This is a genomic window from Primorskyibacter flagellatus, from assembly GCF_014638275.1.
Lineage (GTDB): Bacteria > Pseudomonadota > Alphaproteobacteria > Rhodobacterales > Rhodobacteraceae > Pseudooceanicola > Pseudooceanicola flagellatus_A.
In genome coordinates this window covers 169772-188150 of the sequence record NZ_BMFJ01000001.1, presented here as the reverse complement: position 1 = coordinate 188150, position 18379 = coordinate 169772, and the positions used below count along the sequence as shown (strand labels likewise).

Genomic DNA, 18379 nt, shown 5'->3' with positions numbered 1-18379 from the left:
GTGGTCCGGCTCCGGCGCGCGTGCCTTTGCCTCCCACGAATGAACATGCCGGAATCGGAGACCCGGCATGAGACGTGGCACATAGCCCCAACAGCCCCGCAAGGCAACAGCCAATCCGGTCTCACCCCCTGAGCAGGCCCGTCAGCGTCCCGACCGTCTCACCGACCAGCGTCCTGTCGTCGATGGAGCGTTTGAGGATCATCGCCCCCTCAATCAGCGACAGGGCCAGCCGGGCCACCGCCCGCGGTTCCGCCTCGAACCGGAAGGCCGCCTCGGCCCGGCCCCGGGCCAGCAGCCGCTCGAGGAAATCCAGATGTTCCTCGAAGAACGCCGTCACCTCGGCCTGCATCTCCTCCGGCATGGCCGAGAACTCGCTCCCCAGCACCCCGCATAGACAGGCCGCCCCGGGCCGCCGCCCGATCTCAAGCATCGGCTCGAGATAAAGCGTCAGTGCGGACACGGGATCGATCCCCTCCACCGCGTCCAGCTGATCCGCCACCCGCCGCATCCGGTCCCGATACGCGCCGATAACCGCACGACCCAGATCGGCCTTGCTGGGAAAATGATGATAGAGCGATGGCTTCCGGATCCCGATCGCGTCTGCGAGGTCCTGATAGGAAAACCCGTTGTACCCGCGGGTCTGCATCAGCTCCTCGGCCGTGGTCAGGATGCGGTCTGCAGTGTCCATGCGGTGCCCGTCGGTCAGGTCCGGGGGACCGGAGCCCCCCGAACGAAAGATCATTCGACCTCGTAGCCAAGCGCCTTTGCGGTGGCAAGCGTCTCAGCCAGGTGATGCTCGAAGTGGGGCAGCACCGCCGCGAGATGATCCCGCAGCGCAGGAAGCGCGGCCGCTGGCAGGATCTCTCCCTTTACCGCGGCGATGGCCCTGGCGTGGAACCGCGCCTCATGCCTGAGGTAGGCCATGTCGAAGGCGGGGCCGGAGAGCGCCTCCAGCCGGGCAAGCGTGGCACCATGATCGTCAGGCAGGGCGCCGGCGTCAAAGCTTATACCGGCCCCGGAAGCGAGATCCCGTGCCAGTTGCCGCACCCCGGCATGGTCCCGCAGCACCATGACCGCCAGCGCGCGGACCCGGGGGTCATGCCCGCGCACCGCGCCAAGCTCCGCCGTCTCGATATCCATGCTGTTCGCCCGGTCGTAGGCCGCAAACAGCTCCGCATCGCCGGCAAGGGCCGGAGCCCCCGCCAGCAGCGCGGCGACAAATGCGCCGCGCAGCATCACATGCCTTCCACGTAGTCGAAAGGTTCGTCCTGGATCAGCGCGAACACGCAGTCGGAGCGCGCGTTGCAGGCCGAGATATGCGGCACATTCGCCCCGATGTACCAGGTCGACCCGGCAGGCAGGTCCACCTCGGTTTCCGGCTTGTCGGGTTCGTAGTGCCGACCGACACCCGATACGATGATGCCGGTATATTCGTGGCTGTGGATATGCACCGGAGTCGCCTGCCCGGCCTTGAACCTCACGAAGGTGACATGCGCGCCCTTGGTGAAATCGCCGTGCACCGGGGCGGCATGCACGCCGAAGGGTGTGTCCAGCCAGGTCACGTCGGACGCGGGCGTACGCGCGGTCGTCATGTCGGCAAGGGCCGGCTGGACCAGCAGCGCGGCGGCAAGGATCGGGGAAAGAAAACGTGTGATCATGGGTACTCCTGAAATGCCGACCATTCGGCAAATTCAGACTACCTATCGTTAGGTTGATTCTACAACCCCTTTGTTAGCCAATCGTCACGCGACAAAAAAGGCGGGTCCTGCGACCCGCCCCGATCCGTTGCGATGTTGGAAAGCCTCAGGCCTGCTTGGTGACCTGGGTATATTCCAGCTCCACCGGAGTCTCCCGGCCGAAGATCGACACCGACACCTTCAGGCGCTGGTTGTCGTCGTCCACTTCCTCGATCATGCCGGTGAAGTCCTCGAACGGGCCGTCGTTGACCTTCACCTTCTCGCCGACCTCGAAATGGATCAGCGTGCGCGGCGCTTCCTCGCCCTCGGCCACGCGGCCCAGGATCGCGGACACCTCCGCATCGCGCATCGGCATCGGACGGCCCTGCGGACCGAGGAACCCGGTCACCCGGTTGATCGAGTTGATCAGGTGATAGCCGCGGTCCGACATCTCCATCCGTACCAGCACGTAGCCGGGCATGAAGCGGCGTTCGGTCGTGACCTTCTTGCCGCGGCGGATCTCGATGACCTCTTCGGTCGGGACCAGCACTTCCTCGATCTCGTCCTCAAGGCCGTTCTCGGCGACCGAGGTCCGGATCTGCTCGGCAATCTTCTTCTCGAAGTTCGAGAGAACACTGACCGAGTACCACCGCTTCGCCATCTCGCGTACATCCTTGTCCGTTCCGGCCACGCCGGAGAGTTCCGTCAGGGGCCCGAAGGCCCTGCCCCAAAGACAAAGCGACGCGCGGGCTCGAATCGACGCGCGTCATGTCGGGGGAATAGGGCGTCACCTACCCATTTGTCCCGGCCAAGGCAAGGCTTTCACCGCCCGCCCCGCCGCACAGGCTCAGCCGAAGATGCTCAGCAGGCCCTGCAGACCGCTGCGGATCAGCAGATCGACCAGCGCGAAGAACAGCGCCGTCAGCGCCGCCATGATGAAGACCATCACGGTGGTCAGCAGCACCTCGCGCCGGGTCGGCCAGCTGATCTTGGCAATTTCCGACCGGGTCTGGTTGATGAACTGGATGGGATTAGCCACGTCGGGTCTCCGTCTCGTCTTGGCCCGGACCTGACAGGGACCCGTGCAACCGTCCGGTCACATAACCGCAGCTCCCGGCGATTTCAAGCAGCACCGCAGCGGCTCTTTGGTTTCCAAAATATCCTGGGGGACGCCCGGAGGGCGGGGGGGCAAGGCCCCCGGACCGCCCGCCGCCCCTCGGCGAAGGTCCGTCAGGCCAGAACCAGCCCCGCCTCCGCCCGGCGCAGGTCGCGCCGCGCCGCGCGGAACAACTCCGCCCCCGGACGCGACGCCAGTTCGGGGAACATCCCGATGATCTCGCCCCGCGCCGCCCGGCCCATACCGGCGATCGACCACGGGTCGGGCAGGAAGCTCTCGCTCCAGCAGCCGTCGCCCAGCACGATCTCGTGCCGGTCGAACACGACGTGGATCAGCGCGCCCTCCCCCTCCGGCAGGATCCGCTCGATCCCGGGCTGGCCGACCAGATGCTTGGCCGCGACCAGAACCTCGCTTTCCGAAAACAGCAGTTCGGGCCGGCTGCCCGACAGCAGGATCCGGTGGTTGGCCGATACCACCATGTCGCGCACCGGCGCGCATGGCGTGCGCAGATACCACGTCCCGCCCGAGCCACCGGACAGTCTGGGTGCCATTGTCCCGCGTGACGACCCGGTCGCCGGCGGCGATCTCCTCCACCGGCTTTTCTCCCGACGGGGTCAACAAAGCGATTCCGGGCGCAAAGCACAGCTGGATCGTCTCGATCCCGCTGAAATCCAGCGTTCCCTCGACGTCGCCCGCGCCGTCAAGGAATTCGACCGTCCCGCGCTGCGCTCCCTCGTCTTGCGGGTCGTCCTTCAGCCTGGTGATCCGGAACGGACCATGCCCCCGCAGGTCCAGCACATCGTGATCATCCGCGCCGTCGCCGCCGCGGACCTCATCGCCGAAAGCGTCGGTGCGCAGGTCATGCAGGAACAGGTCGTCCCCCGACCCGCCCGACACCTCATCCGCCCCCGCGCCACCGAAGAGCGTGTCGTTCCCCGCCCCGCCGAGCACGGTGTCCTCCCCGCCGTTGCCCCTGATCCAGTCCGCTCCACCGCGTCCCGAAAGCACGTTCCCGGCGTCGTTCCCAGTGAGAATGTCGTCACCGGATCCGCCGGTCGCGGCCTCCACCACCACGCCGTTGGCGATTGTATACCCGCCCGCAATACCGTCGGCGGAGGACACCCAGCCACCGCCGCCCGGTTCGTACAGCAGCGTTGCCGACCGCAGGTCGATCACCGCATCCCGCCCGCCATCGTACCGGATCTCGTCCGCGCCGCCCGAATCCCAGATGGCCACCCATTTCGTGCCCGCCACATTGGCGTCGGGCAGAAGATAGACGTTGTCCCCGGTCGCGGTGGTCATGTTCGCGCCGTACAGGCTTTGCAGCACGGCGATGTCCAGTGCCATCGGACCGGCCTCGTAGCCATAAAGGTGATCCGGGTCCGGCCCGCTCCCCGGCGTGCCGGTGAAGAAGCCGTTGTTGTATGTCATCACCGTGTAGGTGCCCTGGTTCAGATCGTGATCGCCATAATCGTCAAAGGCATCGTCGACCCCGTTCATGATCGGCGACCCGCCCCCGTCGTCATGCGGATGCGACAGCCCCATGGCGTGCATGAACTCGTGCGTGAAAACCATGAAGTCATAGCCGCCCTGGTCCAGCGCGCCGCCCGGCGCCCGGATCACGCCTTCCCGGTTGAAGATGCCCTCCCCGGCGTTCGCTTCTCCCGGCGGCCCATCATGCCGTCGAATTCGCCCAGCACCTCGTCGTCATCCACAAGGATACGGAACACCGCATCCGGGTCAGCGACGATCTCGAAGGTCACGTTGGTGACGGCCGAAACCACGTCGAACAGCGCCTCGAACTGCGCGATCTCATAGGCCGAGATCCCCTCAGAGGAGTAGCCGCCAAGCGTGTCGCCCGAGGGGACGAAATAGACGGTCACATGCGGGTCCGGAAGGGCGGTGCCCCAGGTGATCGACGCAACGGGGCCGGACGAAACGGGCATGCTGAACGCTTTCTCAAGAATACCAAAAACGACTTGTTATCAGAACGCTATGCACAACCAAATAAACCAAACAACCCTGTCATTGCGCAAAACGCGTCCAATCGTTTCACCGTGATCCGCAATCCATCGGGAAACCGGGAATGTCGCCACAAGCACGACAATCAGTCGCATACGGCAACCCCGAACGCCAATGACCGCCATACGATTGGGCAGGCTCACGCCGTGTCGCCGCAAACGCCCGTCACGACAGGCCGCGCTGATTGTATGGAGGACTGGCAGGGGCAGCAGGACTCGAACCCGCGACCCTCGGTTTTGGAGACCGATGCTCTACCAACTGAGCTATACCCCTAGGCCGTGCCGTGGGATAGGGCAGCAGAGGGCCAAGATCAAGCGGGATTTCTGCGCCCGTCGATTTTCCCGGCCGTCGTCATGTTCCTCTTCCCCTGCCCCTCAGACCAGCGCCGCCGCGATCAGGATCAGCCCGGCGAACCCGGCCGTCCACGCGATGGAGCGCAGCACCGGCACGGCAAGCAGGTAGAGCGGCAGGTAGGCCAGCCGCGCCAGGACGTAAACCGCCGCCCCGGTTGTCGCGAGGCCAGCATCCGCCCCTGGCACCACCAGCGTCAGAAGGGCCAGCGCGACAAAGGGGGCAAAGTTCTCCTGCGCGTTGCGAAGCGCCCGCTGTGCCCGGCCGTGATGCGGGCCCGGCGCGGGCTCCGCGTCCCGGCTGCCGAGGTAGCCGCCCAGACCAAGCCCCGCCAGCACGAACAGAGCCGGAAGAAAGACCGCGATGTAGTGCACCGCAACACCAGCAATTATCCAGAATACCATCATTTTTCCTTTCATGATGCGACGCCCCCGACCTATCCTGCCGAGGGTATCGGACCAATTCCCTCAGGAGGAATGATGACGGCTTTCGGACAGGTACTGCGGGACATGCGCGGCGCGCTTGGCCTCAGCCAGGCAGAGATGGCCCTGCAGATTGGCACGACGCAGCGCCACCTGTCCTTCGTGGAAACCGGCCGCTCCGCGCCGACTGCGTATTTCGTGACCCGACTCTGCCGTGAACTGAACGTCTCGCTCGCGCAGCGCTCCAACCTCTTCGCCGCCGCCGGATTGCCCCAGGCCTATCCCGCCCGCGACCCCGCCTCGCCCGAGATCACCGCCGCGCTCGACACCATGGAGCGCTGCGTCCTGCGCCACTGGCCCTTTCCGGCAATCGTCATGAACCCGGCCTGGACGATCCTGCGGTCAAATCGGCCGTTCCGGACGCTCTTCGCGCCCTTCCTGCCCGAGACCGGCAATCGCCCCGCCAATCTCGCAGAAATCATGATGCGGCCGGACTACCGCTCGATGGTGGTGAACTGGCCCGATATCGCCGAACATTTCTATTATCGCCTGCAATGGGCCGCGACCCGCCACGACGAGGCGAAAGAGGTCTTTGCCGGTCTGAAGGCCGCGGGGCTCTTCGACGTCCTGCCCAGGTCCATTCCCGGAGCGGCACCGATCTTCACGCCGGTTGACCTCCGGTTCCCGGACGGAACCGGCGCGCGCCTGACCTCCATGGTCGGACAGCTGATGACGGTTCAGGACCCGCTGGTCGAAGGCTACGAGATCGAGCTGTTCGTGCCGCTGGACGACGACAGCGCCACCGCGCTCACCCCGTCATAACCAGCGCGCGCGCCGCAACACCAACAGCTGCAGCAGCACCACGACAACCAGCCCGCCGACGACATACCAGAAGGCCGACGGATCGTCCGCCCCCGGCATGCCGCCCACGTTGATCCCCAGCAACCCTGTCAGGAAGCCGAGCGGCAGGAAGATCGCCGACAGGATCGACAGGATGTACATGTGCCGGTTCAGCCGGTCCGAGAGATGGCCCGAAAGTTCCTCTCGCAGGACCGCGAGGCTGTCCTTCATCTCGTCCAGGTTTTCGACCAGCCGCGTCAGTTTTTCCCGCGCCTCGTGGATATGGCGGCGGTCGTTGTCGTCCATGAAGGCATAGTCGTCCAGTTCAAGCCGCAGCAGCGCCTCGCGCTGCGGGGCTGCGTGGCGCCGCAGTTCGATCACCTGCAGCCGCATCGCCACGATACGATGGCGCAGGGTCTGGTCCGGGTCGCCGATCACCTGGGTTTCCAGGGCATCCGTCTCTGTATCGAGCTCCGAGATCAGCGGCTCCATCCGCGCGTTCAGCCGCTCTGCCAGCACGGCAAGGAATTCGCCGGTTCCGGTCGGCCCCTCCCCCCGCGTGATCGACTCCGCGATATCCTCCAGCGACCGGACCCGCTGGCGCGACATGGTGACGATCCGTTCCGCCTCCGCCCAGATCCGGATGGCGACCATGTCCTCCGGGTCCTTCCCCTCGTTCAGGTTCACGCCGCGCAGGATCGCCAGCGCCCCGTTGCCGATCCGCGCCGCGCGCGACCGGGTCCAGGGCTGGGTCAGCGCCTGCGGAACGGTGTCGTCGAGATAGGGCATGTGCCGGATGATCCAGTCGTCGGCCTCCGGATGCTCCGCATCCAGATGCACCCAGCCCAGGGTTTCCTCCTCCAGGCAGGTCACGATGTCCTCACCGTGCAGCTGTTGCCCGGCCCTGGGGCCGGTCAGGGCGTAGGAGAACAGGACGGGGCTATCCGCATGGGTCATCTTGTGGCGTCCGGTCTGTGTGTCACCACGGATGGTAGCGGATCGCGCAGCAAGGGAAAGAGGCGGATTGGCGCGCAGAGGCGCCGAAAAGAAAAAGGAGCGCCGTTTCCGGCGCTCCGCTATTTCATGCGCGGCGTCGCAGTTCCCCGATCCGTAGGGCGGGGTCTCACCCCGTCGCTGCAACCTCTGCCGCACACGGACGACAAGCCGTTGGCTTGCCGCTTACTCGAGGATCTTCGAAACGACGCCGGAACCAACCGTGCGGCCGCCTTCGCGGATGGCGAAGCGCAGGGACTCTTCCATCGCGATCGGGGCGATCAGCTCGACCGTGAACTTCAGGTTGTCGCCCGGCATCACCATCTCGGTGCCCTCGGGAAGCACAACCGTGCCGGTCACGTCCGTCGTGCGGAAGTAGAACTGCGGGCGGTAGTTCGCGAAGAACGGCGTGTGACGGCCGCCTTCGTCCTTGGTCAGGATGTAGGCCTCGGCCTCGAACTTCGTGTGCGGCTTCACCGAACCCGGCTTGCAGAGAACCTGGCCACGCTCGACAGCTTCACGGTCGATCCCGCGCAGCAGGGCGCCGATGTTGTCGCCGGCTTCCCCGCGGTCCAGCAGCTTGCGGAACATTTCCACGCCGGTGCAGGTCGTCTTCTGCGTCGCCTTGATGCCGACGATTTCCAGTTCGTCGCCGACGTTCACGACGCCACGCTCGACACGCCCCGTGACCACGGTGCCACGGCCCGAGATCGAGAACACGTCTTCGATCGGCATCAGGAACGGCTGGTCCACGGCACGGGCCGGCTGCGGGATGTACTCGTCCACGGCGGCCATCAGCTCGCGGATCTTGGCTTCGCCGATCGCGTCGTCACGACCTTCGAGAGCGGCCAGCGCCGAGCCCGCAATGATCGGAATGTCGTCGCCCGGGAAGTCGTAGGCCGACAGCAGCTCACGGATTTCCATCTCGACGAGCTCGAGCAGCTCCTCGTCGTCGACCTGGTCGACCTTGTTCATGAACACGACCATCGCCGGGATGCCGACCTGACGGCCGAGCAGGATGTGCTCGCGCGTCTGGGGCATCGGGCCGTCGGCGGCGTTCACCACCAGGATCGCGCCGTCCATCTGCGCCGCACCGGTGATCATGTTCTTCACGTAGTCGGCGTGGCCGGGGCAGTCGACGTGGGCGTAGTGGCGTGCCTCGGTCTCGTATTCCACGTGCGCGGTCGAGATCGTGATCCCGCGCGCCTTTTCTTCCGGAGCGCCGTCGATCTGGTCGTAGGCCTTGAATTCGCCGAAATACTTCGTGATCGCCGCCGTCAGCGTCGTCTTCCCGTGGTCGACGTGACCGATCGTCCCGATGTTGCAGTGCGGCTTGCCGCGCTCAAACTTTGCTTTTCCCATCTTCCTCAGGCGCCTCGTGATTTGGGGGGCCGCCAAATAGCCCGGTTCTACTCCGGCGGCGATTTAAGGGGATCCGGAAGGAGATTCAAGCGCCGAACAGCGCCTCACCCTTCGACCGCCGGCGCGGAAACCGCCGCGGCCTCGGCCGCCTTCGCGGTCGCCGGGGCCATCGGGGTCTTGCCGCTGCCGATTCCGGGGAACCACTCCGGATGTTCCAGCATCCAGGTCTGGATCATCTTGGCGGCGTTGCGCGACAGGTTCTGCATCTGCTCTTCCTTGGTCTGGGTCAGGCCGGACCCCACCACCGTCTCCTCCGACAGCGACTCGAAGACCGTGAACTGCTTGGCCTCCTCGTTCAGCTTGCGGCCCAGCTGGTCGTCCCAGACCGTCGCGCGGATCAGCAGGATGCTCTTGGGCGACACCAGCAGCGGCACCCCCGCCGGCGCGATGGAGAAGCCCTCCACCGACACGCCGATGTGATACAGCCGGTCGCCCTCGTACCGCCCGAACCGTTCGTCGATCGCGCCGGTCAGCGACGCCACCCATTCCTCCTGCGTCGCATCGCGCGACAGACCCGCCTTCCGCATCTTGGAGGCAACCACGACGTTGTGGCCAAGCCGGAAGTTCCCCAGATCGGCGGGCGGTTCCTTGAGATCGGCGCTGCTGGTACAGCCGATCAGCGTGGCAAGCGTGAACAGGGCAATGATCAGACGGATCATTCGGGGTCCTCCAGGGCGCTGGATGCGCGGCGGAACCCGGATAGCCGAACCCGGCAGGTCATGCAAACCTTCCCGGTGTCGCACGCCCCTCCACCGCCACCCCGCATTGCCGGACGGCCCGCGCGCCCCTATCTTCCTGCCAAGCCCCCGCCCGCACGCCAGAACGGAGCGACGCGATGCCCGACAGCACCATCCGCATGGCAGAGCCGGTCAAGGCCCCGCTTGTCACCACCCCGCTTGGCCTGTTCGGCAGCCTGCGGGCCGCGCGCTCCAACCTGCTCGACATCCTGCCCGATCTCGCCGTGCGCCAGCCGATCGTATCCGGCAGGACCGGGGCGCGCTGGCACATGCTGATGGACCCGCCCGCGATCCGGCGGGTGCTGCTTGAGAGGGTCGACGATTACCCGAAGTCCGTGGTCACCAAGAACCTGCTCCGCCCGGCCATCGGCGAAAGCCTGTTCATCGCCGAGGGCGCGCACTGGCGCTGGCAGCGCCGCGCCGCCGCGCCCGCCTTCTCGCGCCGCAACATCGCCAACCTCGCCCCCATGATGACCCGCGCGGCCGAGGCCACCGCCACCCGGGTCACCGCCTCCGGCCCGCGGGCGCTGGACATGTACGCGGAGATGGTGCGCGCCACCTTCGAGGTCATCTCGGACGTCACCCTGTCCGGCAAGGCGCAGTTCGACCGGGAGGCGATGCACCGCGCCATCGACAGCTATATCGACGTGGCCGGGCGCGTATCGCTCTTCGACCTGCTTGGCCTGCCGGGCTGGGTCCCACGCCCCGGCCGCGTGATGTCGGGCGACGCGGTGCGGCGCATGAAACAGGCCGCGGACGAGGCGATCATAGCGCGACGCAGCGACGGCGCGGGCAACCCGCCCGACCTTCTGGACCTGCTCATCGCCGGAGAGGACCCGGACACGCAGCGCCGCATGCGCACGCCGGAAATCCGCGACAACCTGCTGACCTTCATCGTCGCCGGCCACGAAACCACCGCGCTCACCCTGGCCTGGGCGCTCTATCTCTGCGCCTTCGATCCCGACGTTCAGGAGGCCGCCGGGGAAGAGGCCCGCCGCGTTCTGGGCGCGCGCGCCGCCACAGCCGACGACATCGCCGCCTTACCTGCCATCCGCGCCATCGTGGACGAGACGCTGCGACTCTACCCCCCGGCCGGCCTGATCTCCCGCACCGCGCAGACCGCAGACACGCTCTGCGGGCGCGAAATCCGGGCCGGAGACACGGTCATGCTGCCGATCTATGCGCTGCACCGGAACCGCCTGCTCTGGGATGCGCCCGACAGCTTCGATCCCGCACGGTTCAGCGACGGCTCCCCGGTCGACCGTTATGCCTATCTGCCCTTCGGCGACGGCCCCCGCATCTGCATCGGCGCAGGATTTGCCGTGCAGGAGGCGGTCATCATCCTCGCCACCCTGCTGGCCCGGTTCCGGTTCCGCGCCGTACCCGGCCGCCAGCCAAAGCCGGTGATGATCATCACGCTGCGCCCCGAGGGTGGTGTCTGGCTGACCGCCGAACCGCGCAAATAAAGGGCAATCGCACCGCAGCGCACGGCGTGTTAACGGGATATTAAGCTTCGTAATCAAATGATGAACGCATAATCAAAAGATGAAACCGTCTCCGGGTTCGTTTACGATGGAGCCAGTACCGTGTACCTGCCCGAACCTGTCATGACGTTGCATGCACCAGACGACCCGCACTTTTCGCCGGACCTGACGGAGCCGGAGCTGGAACAGCTGCTCGACGTCATCCGCGAGGCGGCGGAGATGGCCACCGGCGCGGCGGCTTCTGCTGTCCTCGTGAACTCCGACCTGACCGGGGGGCTGAAACCCGGCGTCTCCATTGTCCCCGAGGGGCCGCTCGGCCGTGCCCTTCGCGACTTCGCCACCCAGGATTCCGGCGGCACCGGAACCGCCGACACGCCGCGGACCCGGCTCGGCACGCCCTACCGGATCAGGCAGCTGCAATTGCACGGCACCGACTACCGGCTGCTCGGCCTGCCGCTGACCGCACAGGACAGCGTGTCGGGCGGGGTCCTGTGCTTTGCCTTCCGGGCCGACGACTGGCAGGGTGACCAGACCATCGACATCTGCCGCAGGCTGGCCCATGTCGCCGAACTGCTCTGGTCCGGTCATGAAAGCGTGGCCGATCTGACCTACGAGGTCGTATCGCTCACCAACCGCACGGCCCGGCTGCAGCGCATCGCCGAAATCGACGTATTGACCCAGCTGGAAAACCCCGCCTCCTTCGAAAACAAGGCCAGCGCGCTGCTCGACAGCGGGCTCCAGGGCGCGGCCTTCGTGGTGATCGACATCGACCATTTCAAGCTGGTGAACGACCTCTACGGCCACCAGTTCGGCGACATGTACCTCAAGACCATCGCCAAGGCCCTGCGCACCAACCTGCCCGACATCAGCGTCGTCGGACGGCTCGGCGGGGACGAATTCGGCGTGCTGACCCCGCTGCCGCCGGGCGGACGCGCCTATCTTGACGGGCTGCTGTCGCGCTGCCGCAGCGGCATCCAGCGCGCCACCGCCCTGCTTGGAAAACCCGACCTCGGCCATGTCAGTATCGGCGCCAGCCAGTACCCGGACCATGGCACCACCTATTCCCAGCTGTTCGAGATGGCGGACGCCGCGCTTTACGCTGCCAAGGACTCGGGCCGCAGCATCAGTACCGTCTTCCACCCACGCCGCCACGACCGCTACAACAATTCCGAACTCGGCAAGCAGTTCCTCTCGGCGGTCAAGCGCGACGACATCCTGCCCCATTTCCAGCCGGTCGTGGACCTGTCGGACGGCACCTGCACGGGGTTCGAGGTGCTCGCCCGCTGGCGCGACAGCCGCGGCCGCAACCTGCCGCCCTCCGAATTCTCCGCCATCTTCCGGGATCATTCCATGGCCGAGAAGATGACCCGCACCATCATGCACCGCGCCTTCCGCGACTATGCCGCCACCATCGCCCCGACGGGCGCGCCGATGCGGCTGGCGCTGAACGTGACCTTCTTCGACCTGATGAATCCCGAATTCGCATTCGAGGTGCAGTCCGCCGTGGCCGACACCGGGTTCGACTGGAGCCGGCTGACGATCGAAGTCACCGAACAGACCATGCTCGGCGAACAGAGCGGCCAGATCTTCCGCTCCCTCGACGAACTCAGGGCGCGCGGGGCCAGCGTCGCGCTGGACGATTTCGGAACCGGCTACGGCGGGCTGCGCCACCTCGCCCACTGGCCGATCGACCTCATCAAGATCGACAAGTACTTCGTCGACAACCTGACCACCGGCAACCGGGACCTCGCCGTGCTGGAATCGATTGTCGCCATGTGCCGGAACCTTGGCCACGCCGTCATCGCGGAGGGTATCGAGACCGCGCAGCAGGTCACCGTCCTGCGCAACATCGGCTGCCACTACGGTCAGGGCTACCTGTTCGACCAGCCCCTCGCCGGTGAAGCGCTGGCGTCCTACCGGACCCGTTACGACCTCGGCTGACCACTCGACCTGGATCGCGCCGCCAGACGGATGGAATTCGACAGCAGCCCGAGGCTCACCGGCTTCCTCAGCATCAGCCCCGGCGCATCGGGCAAGGGCTTGCGGCCGCGTTCCAGATACCCCGACAGATAGACCACGCGCGCCGCGCTCCCGGCGGCACGTGCCGCGACGGCCAGTTCATGCCCCGTCATCTCGCCCTCAAGCAGGTAGTCGGCGACCAGAACGTCCGTTTCGGAATGCGCGAGCAGATACGCCAGCGCCTCATCCCCCGTCGCACAATGGGTCACCGCGGCACCAAGCGTTCGCAGCGTTTCCGCCAGCATTCCCTGGAATTCCCGATCGTCCTCGACCACCAGAACGGATATTCCGTCAAGCCTCGACACCGGCGGACGCACCGCGCCGTCATCTTCACCACCCGCGCCATTCGAAAGCGGCAGGGTCAGCACGGCCTCAGCCCCCTGACCCTTCGCCGGGCCGATGACGAAGGAGCCGCCAAGCCGGTTCGCCAGCGTCTGAACGATGGACAGGCCGAGACCGACACCGCCCCGGCTGCGGCGAGTGGTCCAGAAGGGTTCCGTCGCATGCGCCGCGACCTCGGGCGCAATGCCGGGGCCGGTGTCGCGCACGTGCAGCGCCAGCGCGCCGTCTCCCGGCACCAGCCGGACGACGATTCGGCCATCGGCCACGCCGCCTTCGCGGATCGCATCCTCCGCATTGACGACGAGGTTCTTCAACGCGACCTCAAGGTCCACCGGATCGCAGGCGACGGGCAGCGCGACCTCGGGGATGTCGGCCACCAGCGACACGCCCGGCGACAGCGCCTCACGCGCGGACACGACGGCATCCGACAGCACTTCGGCCGCATCCGTCGGCTGCGCGCCATCCTGCCCTTCCCGCGTCAGCGCCTGCATCCGGTCGACGAGGTAACCGCCCCTCCGGCAGGCGGTCTGGATCGAACCGAGCGACTCTGCCGCGAAATCCGGCGCATTCAACTGTGCGCTCCCTGCCGCCAGCTTGATGATGCCGAAGATGTTGGTCAGTTCGTGTGCATAGCCCTGCGCGATACTGGCAATCGCCTCGCGCCGCTCTGCCAGCGACAGGTTCTCGCGCAGCAGCCACGGCTCCGTCACGTCCAGCACCGCCACGACGGTTTCCGTCTGGTCGGGATCGCCAAGCGGATAGGTCGTGAACTGCAGCACCCGTTCCGCCCCCGCCCCGTCGACCCATCCGACGAAGGCGGGCCCGCTGCCGTCCAGCGCCCGCGACAACGGATGATCCCGGCCCTCCAGCGGTCCACGATCCTGCAGCGAATGAAACGGAACCCGTGAGAGAGCCGATCCCGGACCGTCCGCAAGCATCGCCTGTGCACGCGGGTTCATGGCGACCATGTCACCCTCGCCCCGACCCAGGAAAATCGCCGTTTCGAGCCCCGCCATCAGGCCGCGCAGCCGGCTCTGCGCGATCCGGTCACGTTCCTGCTGCTGCACCTGTGCCCACCCCGTGCCGACAACCAGCACCGACGCGACTGCGACCATGGCAACCGCAAATAAGTTCAGGCGGACCCCTTCCTCTAGCAGCCGGGCATCTGTCGCCAGTGCAGAAAAAATGCCCAGCCACAAGGGGATCGCAACGGCCCAGGGCAGGAACCGCCGGACTGTCCGACCGCCCGGCCTCTCATCGAACAGCAGCCGCACGAAGGTTCCCTCGGGACGCCCGAAGATGATCGACAGGCTCAGCAGGAACAGGCAGAGGGCGGTCAGGACAGACAGCCCGATGAACGGCGCCTGCACGTTCAGCGCCTCCCGGTCGATCAGGAAACCGCTGAGCCCTGAGCCCGACAGGAACACGCCAACCAGTGCAACCGTAGAGTGCAGCCCGTGGCGCCTTCCTTCGGGCATGCGGGCCACCACCTGTGCCAGCGCGACGACCGACACACCGAAGACCGTCGAAACGGAGACCAGATCCGTCGACGTCGGATGCAGCCAGTCCGGTCCGACCTGCGACAGTACGACGATCAAAGGGACGGTCGCCGCCAGTATGGCCGCCCCCGCCAGCCGTGCGACCCGATGCTCCGTCAGCGAGGTCAGCTGCGCGACCGCCAGAAGGGCCAGGCACAGCGCGCTTGCGGGAACCATGGCCGGAAGGCTCGGCGCAACCCGGACGAACACGTCGAAACCGGCGCCCCAGCCAAGCGTCAGGCAAAGCAGCGCGACACCTAGCGCGCCGCCTGCCATCCATCCGGAGATCCTGCGCGGACCCGGCACATTGCCCCCTGTTCTAGACACCGGTACCGACCGGTGAATATGCGGCTGCCGTATCCGGCAATACGGGCCCGGACGGACCGGGCGCGCAATTCATTGCAGGCACGTCTGCACGGTATCATGAATTTGCTGAAGCGACGCGTCCTTTTTCAGCCGCGCATCGGCAAACCGGAATCCATCGCGAAACAGCGGAGTATCGTAAATGTGCGGCTGCCCGCTGATGACCACGATCTTGACGTCCGGAAATGCGACCTTCACGTCATGGACAAGCGTGATCGCCCCGCCCCCCCGCATGATCACATCCAGGAAGACGACGTCGTAATCCGCCGCCTTCAGCGCCTCGAGGGCTGAGGCCCCGTCCGGCACGCCATCAGCCTGATGGCCCATCACGGTCAGCCCGTCGCAGAATGCCTTGCGGTACGCAACGTCGTCATCCGCAATGAGAATCCGCGCCACGACTCAAACCTCCTGTTTCCACGCCAGACTCTATATGGTCTAATGACCACAGGGTCAAAAATTGAGTATGGAGCACGAGTGTGAGCGTCCAATCCGGTCAGACCGCGGAGCCCTCTCGCGGCGTGATACCGCTGATCGCGCTAGGCGCATCGGCCGGCGGCCTGGAACCCCTCGAAGCGTTCTTCCAGACCGCGCCCCACGACCGGGGCTGGAGCTATGTCGTCATCCAGCATCTGTCGCCGGATTACCGCTCCATGATGAAGACTTTGCTGGAGCGACAGTTTCATCACCGCATTCAGCACGTCGAGGACGGGCTTAAAATTGAACCCAACACGGTATATCTCAACAAGCCGAGCGAATTTGTTAAACTAGAGGGTGAGAAATTCCGGACCCGCGCATATGACGAAGGCGACGGCCTTCCGCATTTGCCGATCGATTATTTTCTGAGTTCGCTTTGCAATCGCGATCCGTCCCGGACCATCGGCGTTGTTCTCTCCGGCTCGGGCTCTGACGGGACACGCGGCGCGCTGGCGCTTCATGCCAAGGGCGCCGCGATGATCGTTCAGACCCCGCAGGAGGCCGATTTCGGGTCGATGCCACAGTCGGTGCTGAAAAGCGGCGCGGTGGATCGCATCCTGTCGCCCTCGGAAATGCCGTCCGCGATCTCTGACTATCTGGAACACGGAAAGGATCATCTGACCGCCGTTTCCGCGCAGGCCTCGCGCATGTCGCGGGAAATCCAGGACCTTCTGAAACAGCAGACCAATATAGACTTCAGCGCCTACAAGCCCGACCTGGTGCAGCGCCGCATCGAACGGCGCCAGCAATTGCACGGGTTCCGCGACGTCGACGAATACCGCCAGCTGCTGCTCGCCAATCCGATGGCGCTGGACGAACTCTACCAGGACCTGCTGATCGGGGTCACCCAATTCTACCGCAACCCTGAGGCGATCGAGGCCCTGCGCAAGGGCGCAATCGATCAGCTGATCCGGGAAAAGGAGGATGACGATCCGATCCGGGTCTGGGTGCCGGCCTGCGCCAGTGGCGAAGAGGCCTATACCATCGCCATCGAACTGAACGAGGCGATCCGCGAATCCGGCACCGACCGCAAGTTCCGCGTCATCGCCACCGACGTGCACCGGCGGTCCATCGACCGCGCCTCCACCGGCATCTACGGAGAGGAGTCGCTGACCAAGATGGCGCCGGACCTTCGCGACCGGTATTTCGTCCGCCACCGCGACCAGTTCATCGTGGAGCCGGTACTGCGCCAGAAGCTGATCTTCTCGGTTCACGATGCGCTGAGCGATCCGCCGTTCATGCATCTTGACCTGATCTCCTGTCGCAACCTGCTGATCTACCTCAATTCCGAACCCCGTTCGCGCATCATCTCGATGTTCATGTTCGGCCTCCGGCGCAACGGGTTCCTGTTCCTCGGCCCGTCGGAAACGCTCGGGGCGCACAGTGAGGAGTTCACCGCGGTCAACCAGCGCTGGCGGCTGTACCGGAAGGACACGACGCGCGCCGGGATCGACCGGTCGCTGCTGTCCGGCCGCCCCAAGGGGCGGCGCACGGACATGGCCGCGCAACAGTTTCCCGTCGCCCGCAACCACAGCCATTTCCCGCCCGGAGACTCCCAGGAACTCCGCAACCGCGACACGCTGATCAAGAGCTACAACGCCCTGCTCAAGCGCTATGCGCCGTCCTCGATCCTGATCTCCTCGGACGGTCGCGTGCTAAGCTGGTTCGGCGCGGCCAGCGCCTTCATCGATACGATGAACAACCTTGCCGACTGGACGATCGAGGACATCGTCCATCCCTCGCTCCACTTCCCGATCAACGTCGGGATGGAAAAGCTGCGCCGCAACGACATGGAAACCTACGTGCGCCGGGTAAAAGTCGAATTCGACAACAACCAGACGCAGCATTGCCGGCTCACCATCGAACCGCTGGAACAGCAGGCCAACGCCCGGTTCCTGCTCGTCTCGATCAAGCTGGAGGAGGAGACACCCGCCCGCGAGGGTGACGAGGCGACCCCGGCACTGGCCGCCAACGAGGACGCCGCGATCCTGTCGCGCCGCATCACGGAACTGGAACGCGACCTCCGCCTGACAGAGGAAACCCTGCAGCAGGTCACCGAACGGCTTGAGGCCAGCGGCGAAGAGCTGCAGGCGTCGAACGAGGAACTCCAGGCGTCAAACGAAGAGCTTCAGGCCTCCAACGAGGAACTTCAGAGCTCGAACGAGGAACTCCACGCGGTCAACGAGGAACTGGTCACGGTCAGCACAGAACACGAGCTGAAGATCGAGGAGCTTTCCGATCTCAACGCGAACATGGACCTCGTGCTGCGCCTGCTGAAGGTCGGCGTCATCGTGCTCGACAGCAAGGGAAAGATCCGGCGCTTCAGCCAGCTGGTCGGCCAGAGATTCCAGATGCAGGACCACGACGTGGACCGCACGCTGGATGTCGTCGGCCCGAGGTTCGACTTCACGGACCTGCGCAGGCTGGTCGAGGAAACGCTCCGCACCGGCCAGACCTTCGCGGAACACGGGCCCTACGACGGCAGGCAGTTCACGGTCGAATGCCATCCGATCGAACCCGCGGAGGAAACGGACCAGGTCCGCGGCGCCGTGCTGATCTTCAAGGGCTTCGACTAGACG

The 18379-nt window shown here is 65.8% G+C and carries 16 protein-coding genes, 1 tRNA gene and 1 pseudogene; 4 read left to right on the top strand and 14 right to left on the bottom strand.

Annotated elements, in window-relative coordinates:
• Positions 1-121: 121 nt before the first annotated feature.
• From IEV87_RS00880 to IEV87_RS00835, 9 genes and pseudogenes are all read right to left on the bottom strand, one after another.
• The gene (locus IEV87_RS00880; RefSeq protein ID WP_188475752.1) at positions 122-688 is read right to left on the bottom strand and encodes a TetR/AcrR family transcriptional regulator; all 567 of its coding nucleotides are present in this window, start codon (positions 686-688) and stop codon (positions 122-124) included.
• Between the two features lie 50 nt (positions 689-738).
• Positions 739-1236: a DUF4142 domain-containing protein gene (locus IEV87_RS00875; protein WP_188475751.1), complete on the bottom strand. Its 498-nt coding sequence runs from the start codon at positions 1234-1236 to the stop codon at positions 739-741.
• The gene (locus tag IEV87_RS00870; protein WP_188475750.1) at positions 1236-1658 is read right to left on the bottom strand and encodes a cupin domain-containing protein; all 423 of its coding nucleotides are present in this window, start codon (positions 1656-1658) and stop codon (positions 1236-1238) included. Before IEV87_RS00870 ends, IEV87_RS00875 begins: the two co-directional genes overlap by 1 nt.
• 145 nt (positions 1659-1803) lie before the next feature.
• The gene (gene nusG / locus IEV87_RS00865; RefSeq protein WP_188475749.1) at positions 1804-2337 is read right to left on the bottom strand and encodes a transcription termination/antitermination protein NusG; all 534 of its coding nucleotides are present in this window, start codon (positions 2335-2337) and stop codon (positions 1804-1806) included.
• Positions 2338-2523: 186 nt separating this feature from the next.
• Positions 2524-2715: a preprotein translocase subunit SecE gene (gene secE / locus IEV87_RS00860; protein ID WP_188475748.1), complete on the bottom strand. Its 192-nt coding sequence runs from the start codon at positions 2713-2715 to the stop codon at positions 2524-2526.
• 191 nt (positions 2716-2906) lie between these two features.
• A pseudogene (locus IEV87_RS23055) lies at positions 2907-4095 on the bottom strand (Hint domain-containing protein).
• 317 nt (positions 4096-4412) lie between these two features.
• Complete coding sequence (locus IEV87_RS00845) at positions 4413-4739, bottom strand: hypothetical protein (RefSeq protein ID WP_188475746.1); 327 nt, start codon at positions 4737-4739, stop codon at positions 4413-4415.
• 273 nt (positions 4740-5012) lie between these two features.
• A tRNA-Trp gene (locus tag IEV87_RS00840) sits at positions 5013-5088 on the bottom strand.
• A gap of 101 nt (positions 5089-5189) precedes the next feature.
• The gene (locus IEV87_RS00835; protein WP_188475745.1) at positions 5190-5570 is read right to left on the bottom strand and encodes an MAPEG family protein; all 381 of its coding nucleotides are present in this window, start codon (positions 5568-5570) and stop codon (positions 5190-5192) included.
• Between the two features lie 75 nt (positions 5571-5645).
• On the opposite strand from IEV87_RS00835, the gene IEV87_RS00830 reads away from it, so the two are divergent.
• Positions 5646-6410, top strand: coding sequence for a helix-turn-helix domain-containing protein (locus IEV87_RS00830; protein ID WP_188475744.1), 765 nt, complete (start codon positions 5646-5648; stop codon positions 6408-6410).
• Here IEV87_RS00830 and IEV87_RS00825 read toward each other — a convergent pair.
• From IEV87_RS00825 to IEV87_RS00815, 3 genes are all read right to left on the bottom strand, one after another.
• Positions 6405-7385 (bottom strand): zinc transporter ZntB, encoded by a 981-nt coding sequence (locus IEV87_RS00825; RefSeq protein ID WP_188475743.1) that lies wholly within the window; start codon positions 7383-7385, stop codon positions 6405-6407. The genes IEV87_RS00830 and IEV87_RS00825 overlap by 6 nt on opposite strands.
• A gap of 222 nt (positions 7386-7607) precedes the next feature.
• Positions 7608-8783, bottom strand: coding sequence for an elongation factor Tu (gene tuf, locus IEV87_RS00820; RefSeq protein ID WP_188475742.1), 1176 nt, complete (start codon positions 8781-8783; stop codon positions 7608-7610).
• A 104-nt stretch (positions 8784-8887) separates the two neighbouring features.
• Positions 8888-9502, bottom strand: a complete 615-nt coding sequence (locus IEV87_RS00815; protein WP_188475741.1) for a hypothetical protein — start codon at positions 9500-9502, stop codon at positions 8888-8890.
• 176 nt (positions 9503-9678) lie between these two features.
• On the opposite strand from IEV87_RS00815, the gene IEV87_RS00810 reads away from it, so the two are divergent.
• Both IEV87_RS00810 and IEV87_RS00805 read left to right on the top strand, forming a co-directional pair.
• Positions 9679-11046 (top strand): cytochrome P450, encoded by a 1368-nt coding sequence (locus IEV87_RS00810; protein ID WP_188475740.1) that lies wholly within the window; start codon positions 9679-9681, stop codon positions 11044-11046.
• Positions 11047-11166: 120 nt separating this feature from the next.
• Positions 11167-13005, top strand: coding sequence for a putative bifunctional diguanylate cyclase/phosphodiesterase (locus tag IEV87_RS00805; protein ID WP_188475739.1), 1839 nt, complete (start codon positions 11167-11169; stop codon positions 13003-13005).
• On the opposite strand, the gene IEV87_RS00800 is transcribed toward IEV87_RS00805, so the two are convergent.
• Together IEV87_RS00800 and IEV87_RS00795 are read right to left on the bottom strand one after the other, a co-directional pair.
• Entirely contained in the window at positions 12990-15239 is a 2250-nt protein-coding gene (locus tag IEV87_RS00800; protein ID WP_188475738.1) for an ATP-binding response regulator, read from the bottom strand. The two genes, IEV87_RS00805 and IEV87_RS00800, sit on opposite strands and share 16 nt — an antisense overlap.
• 120 nt (positions 15240-15359) lie before the next feature.
• Positions 15360-15722, bottom strand: coding sequence for a response regulator (locus tag IEV87_RS00795; RefSeq protein ID WP_188475737.1), 363 nt, complete (start codon positions 15720-15722; stop codon positions 15360-15362).
• 80 nt (positions 15723-15802) lie between these two features.
• Here IEV87_RS00795 and IEV87_RS00790 point away from each other — a divergent pair, with 80 nt between their 5' ends.
• Positions 15803-18376: a CheR family methyltransferase gene (locus IEV87_RS00790; protein ID WP_229737396.1), complete on the top strand. Its 2574-nt coding sequence runs from the start codon at positions 15803-15805 to the stop codon at positions 18374-18376.
• Positions 18377-18379: the final 3 nt, after the last annotated feature.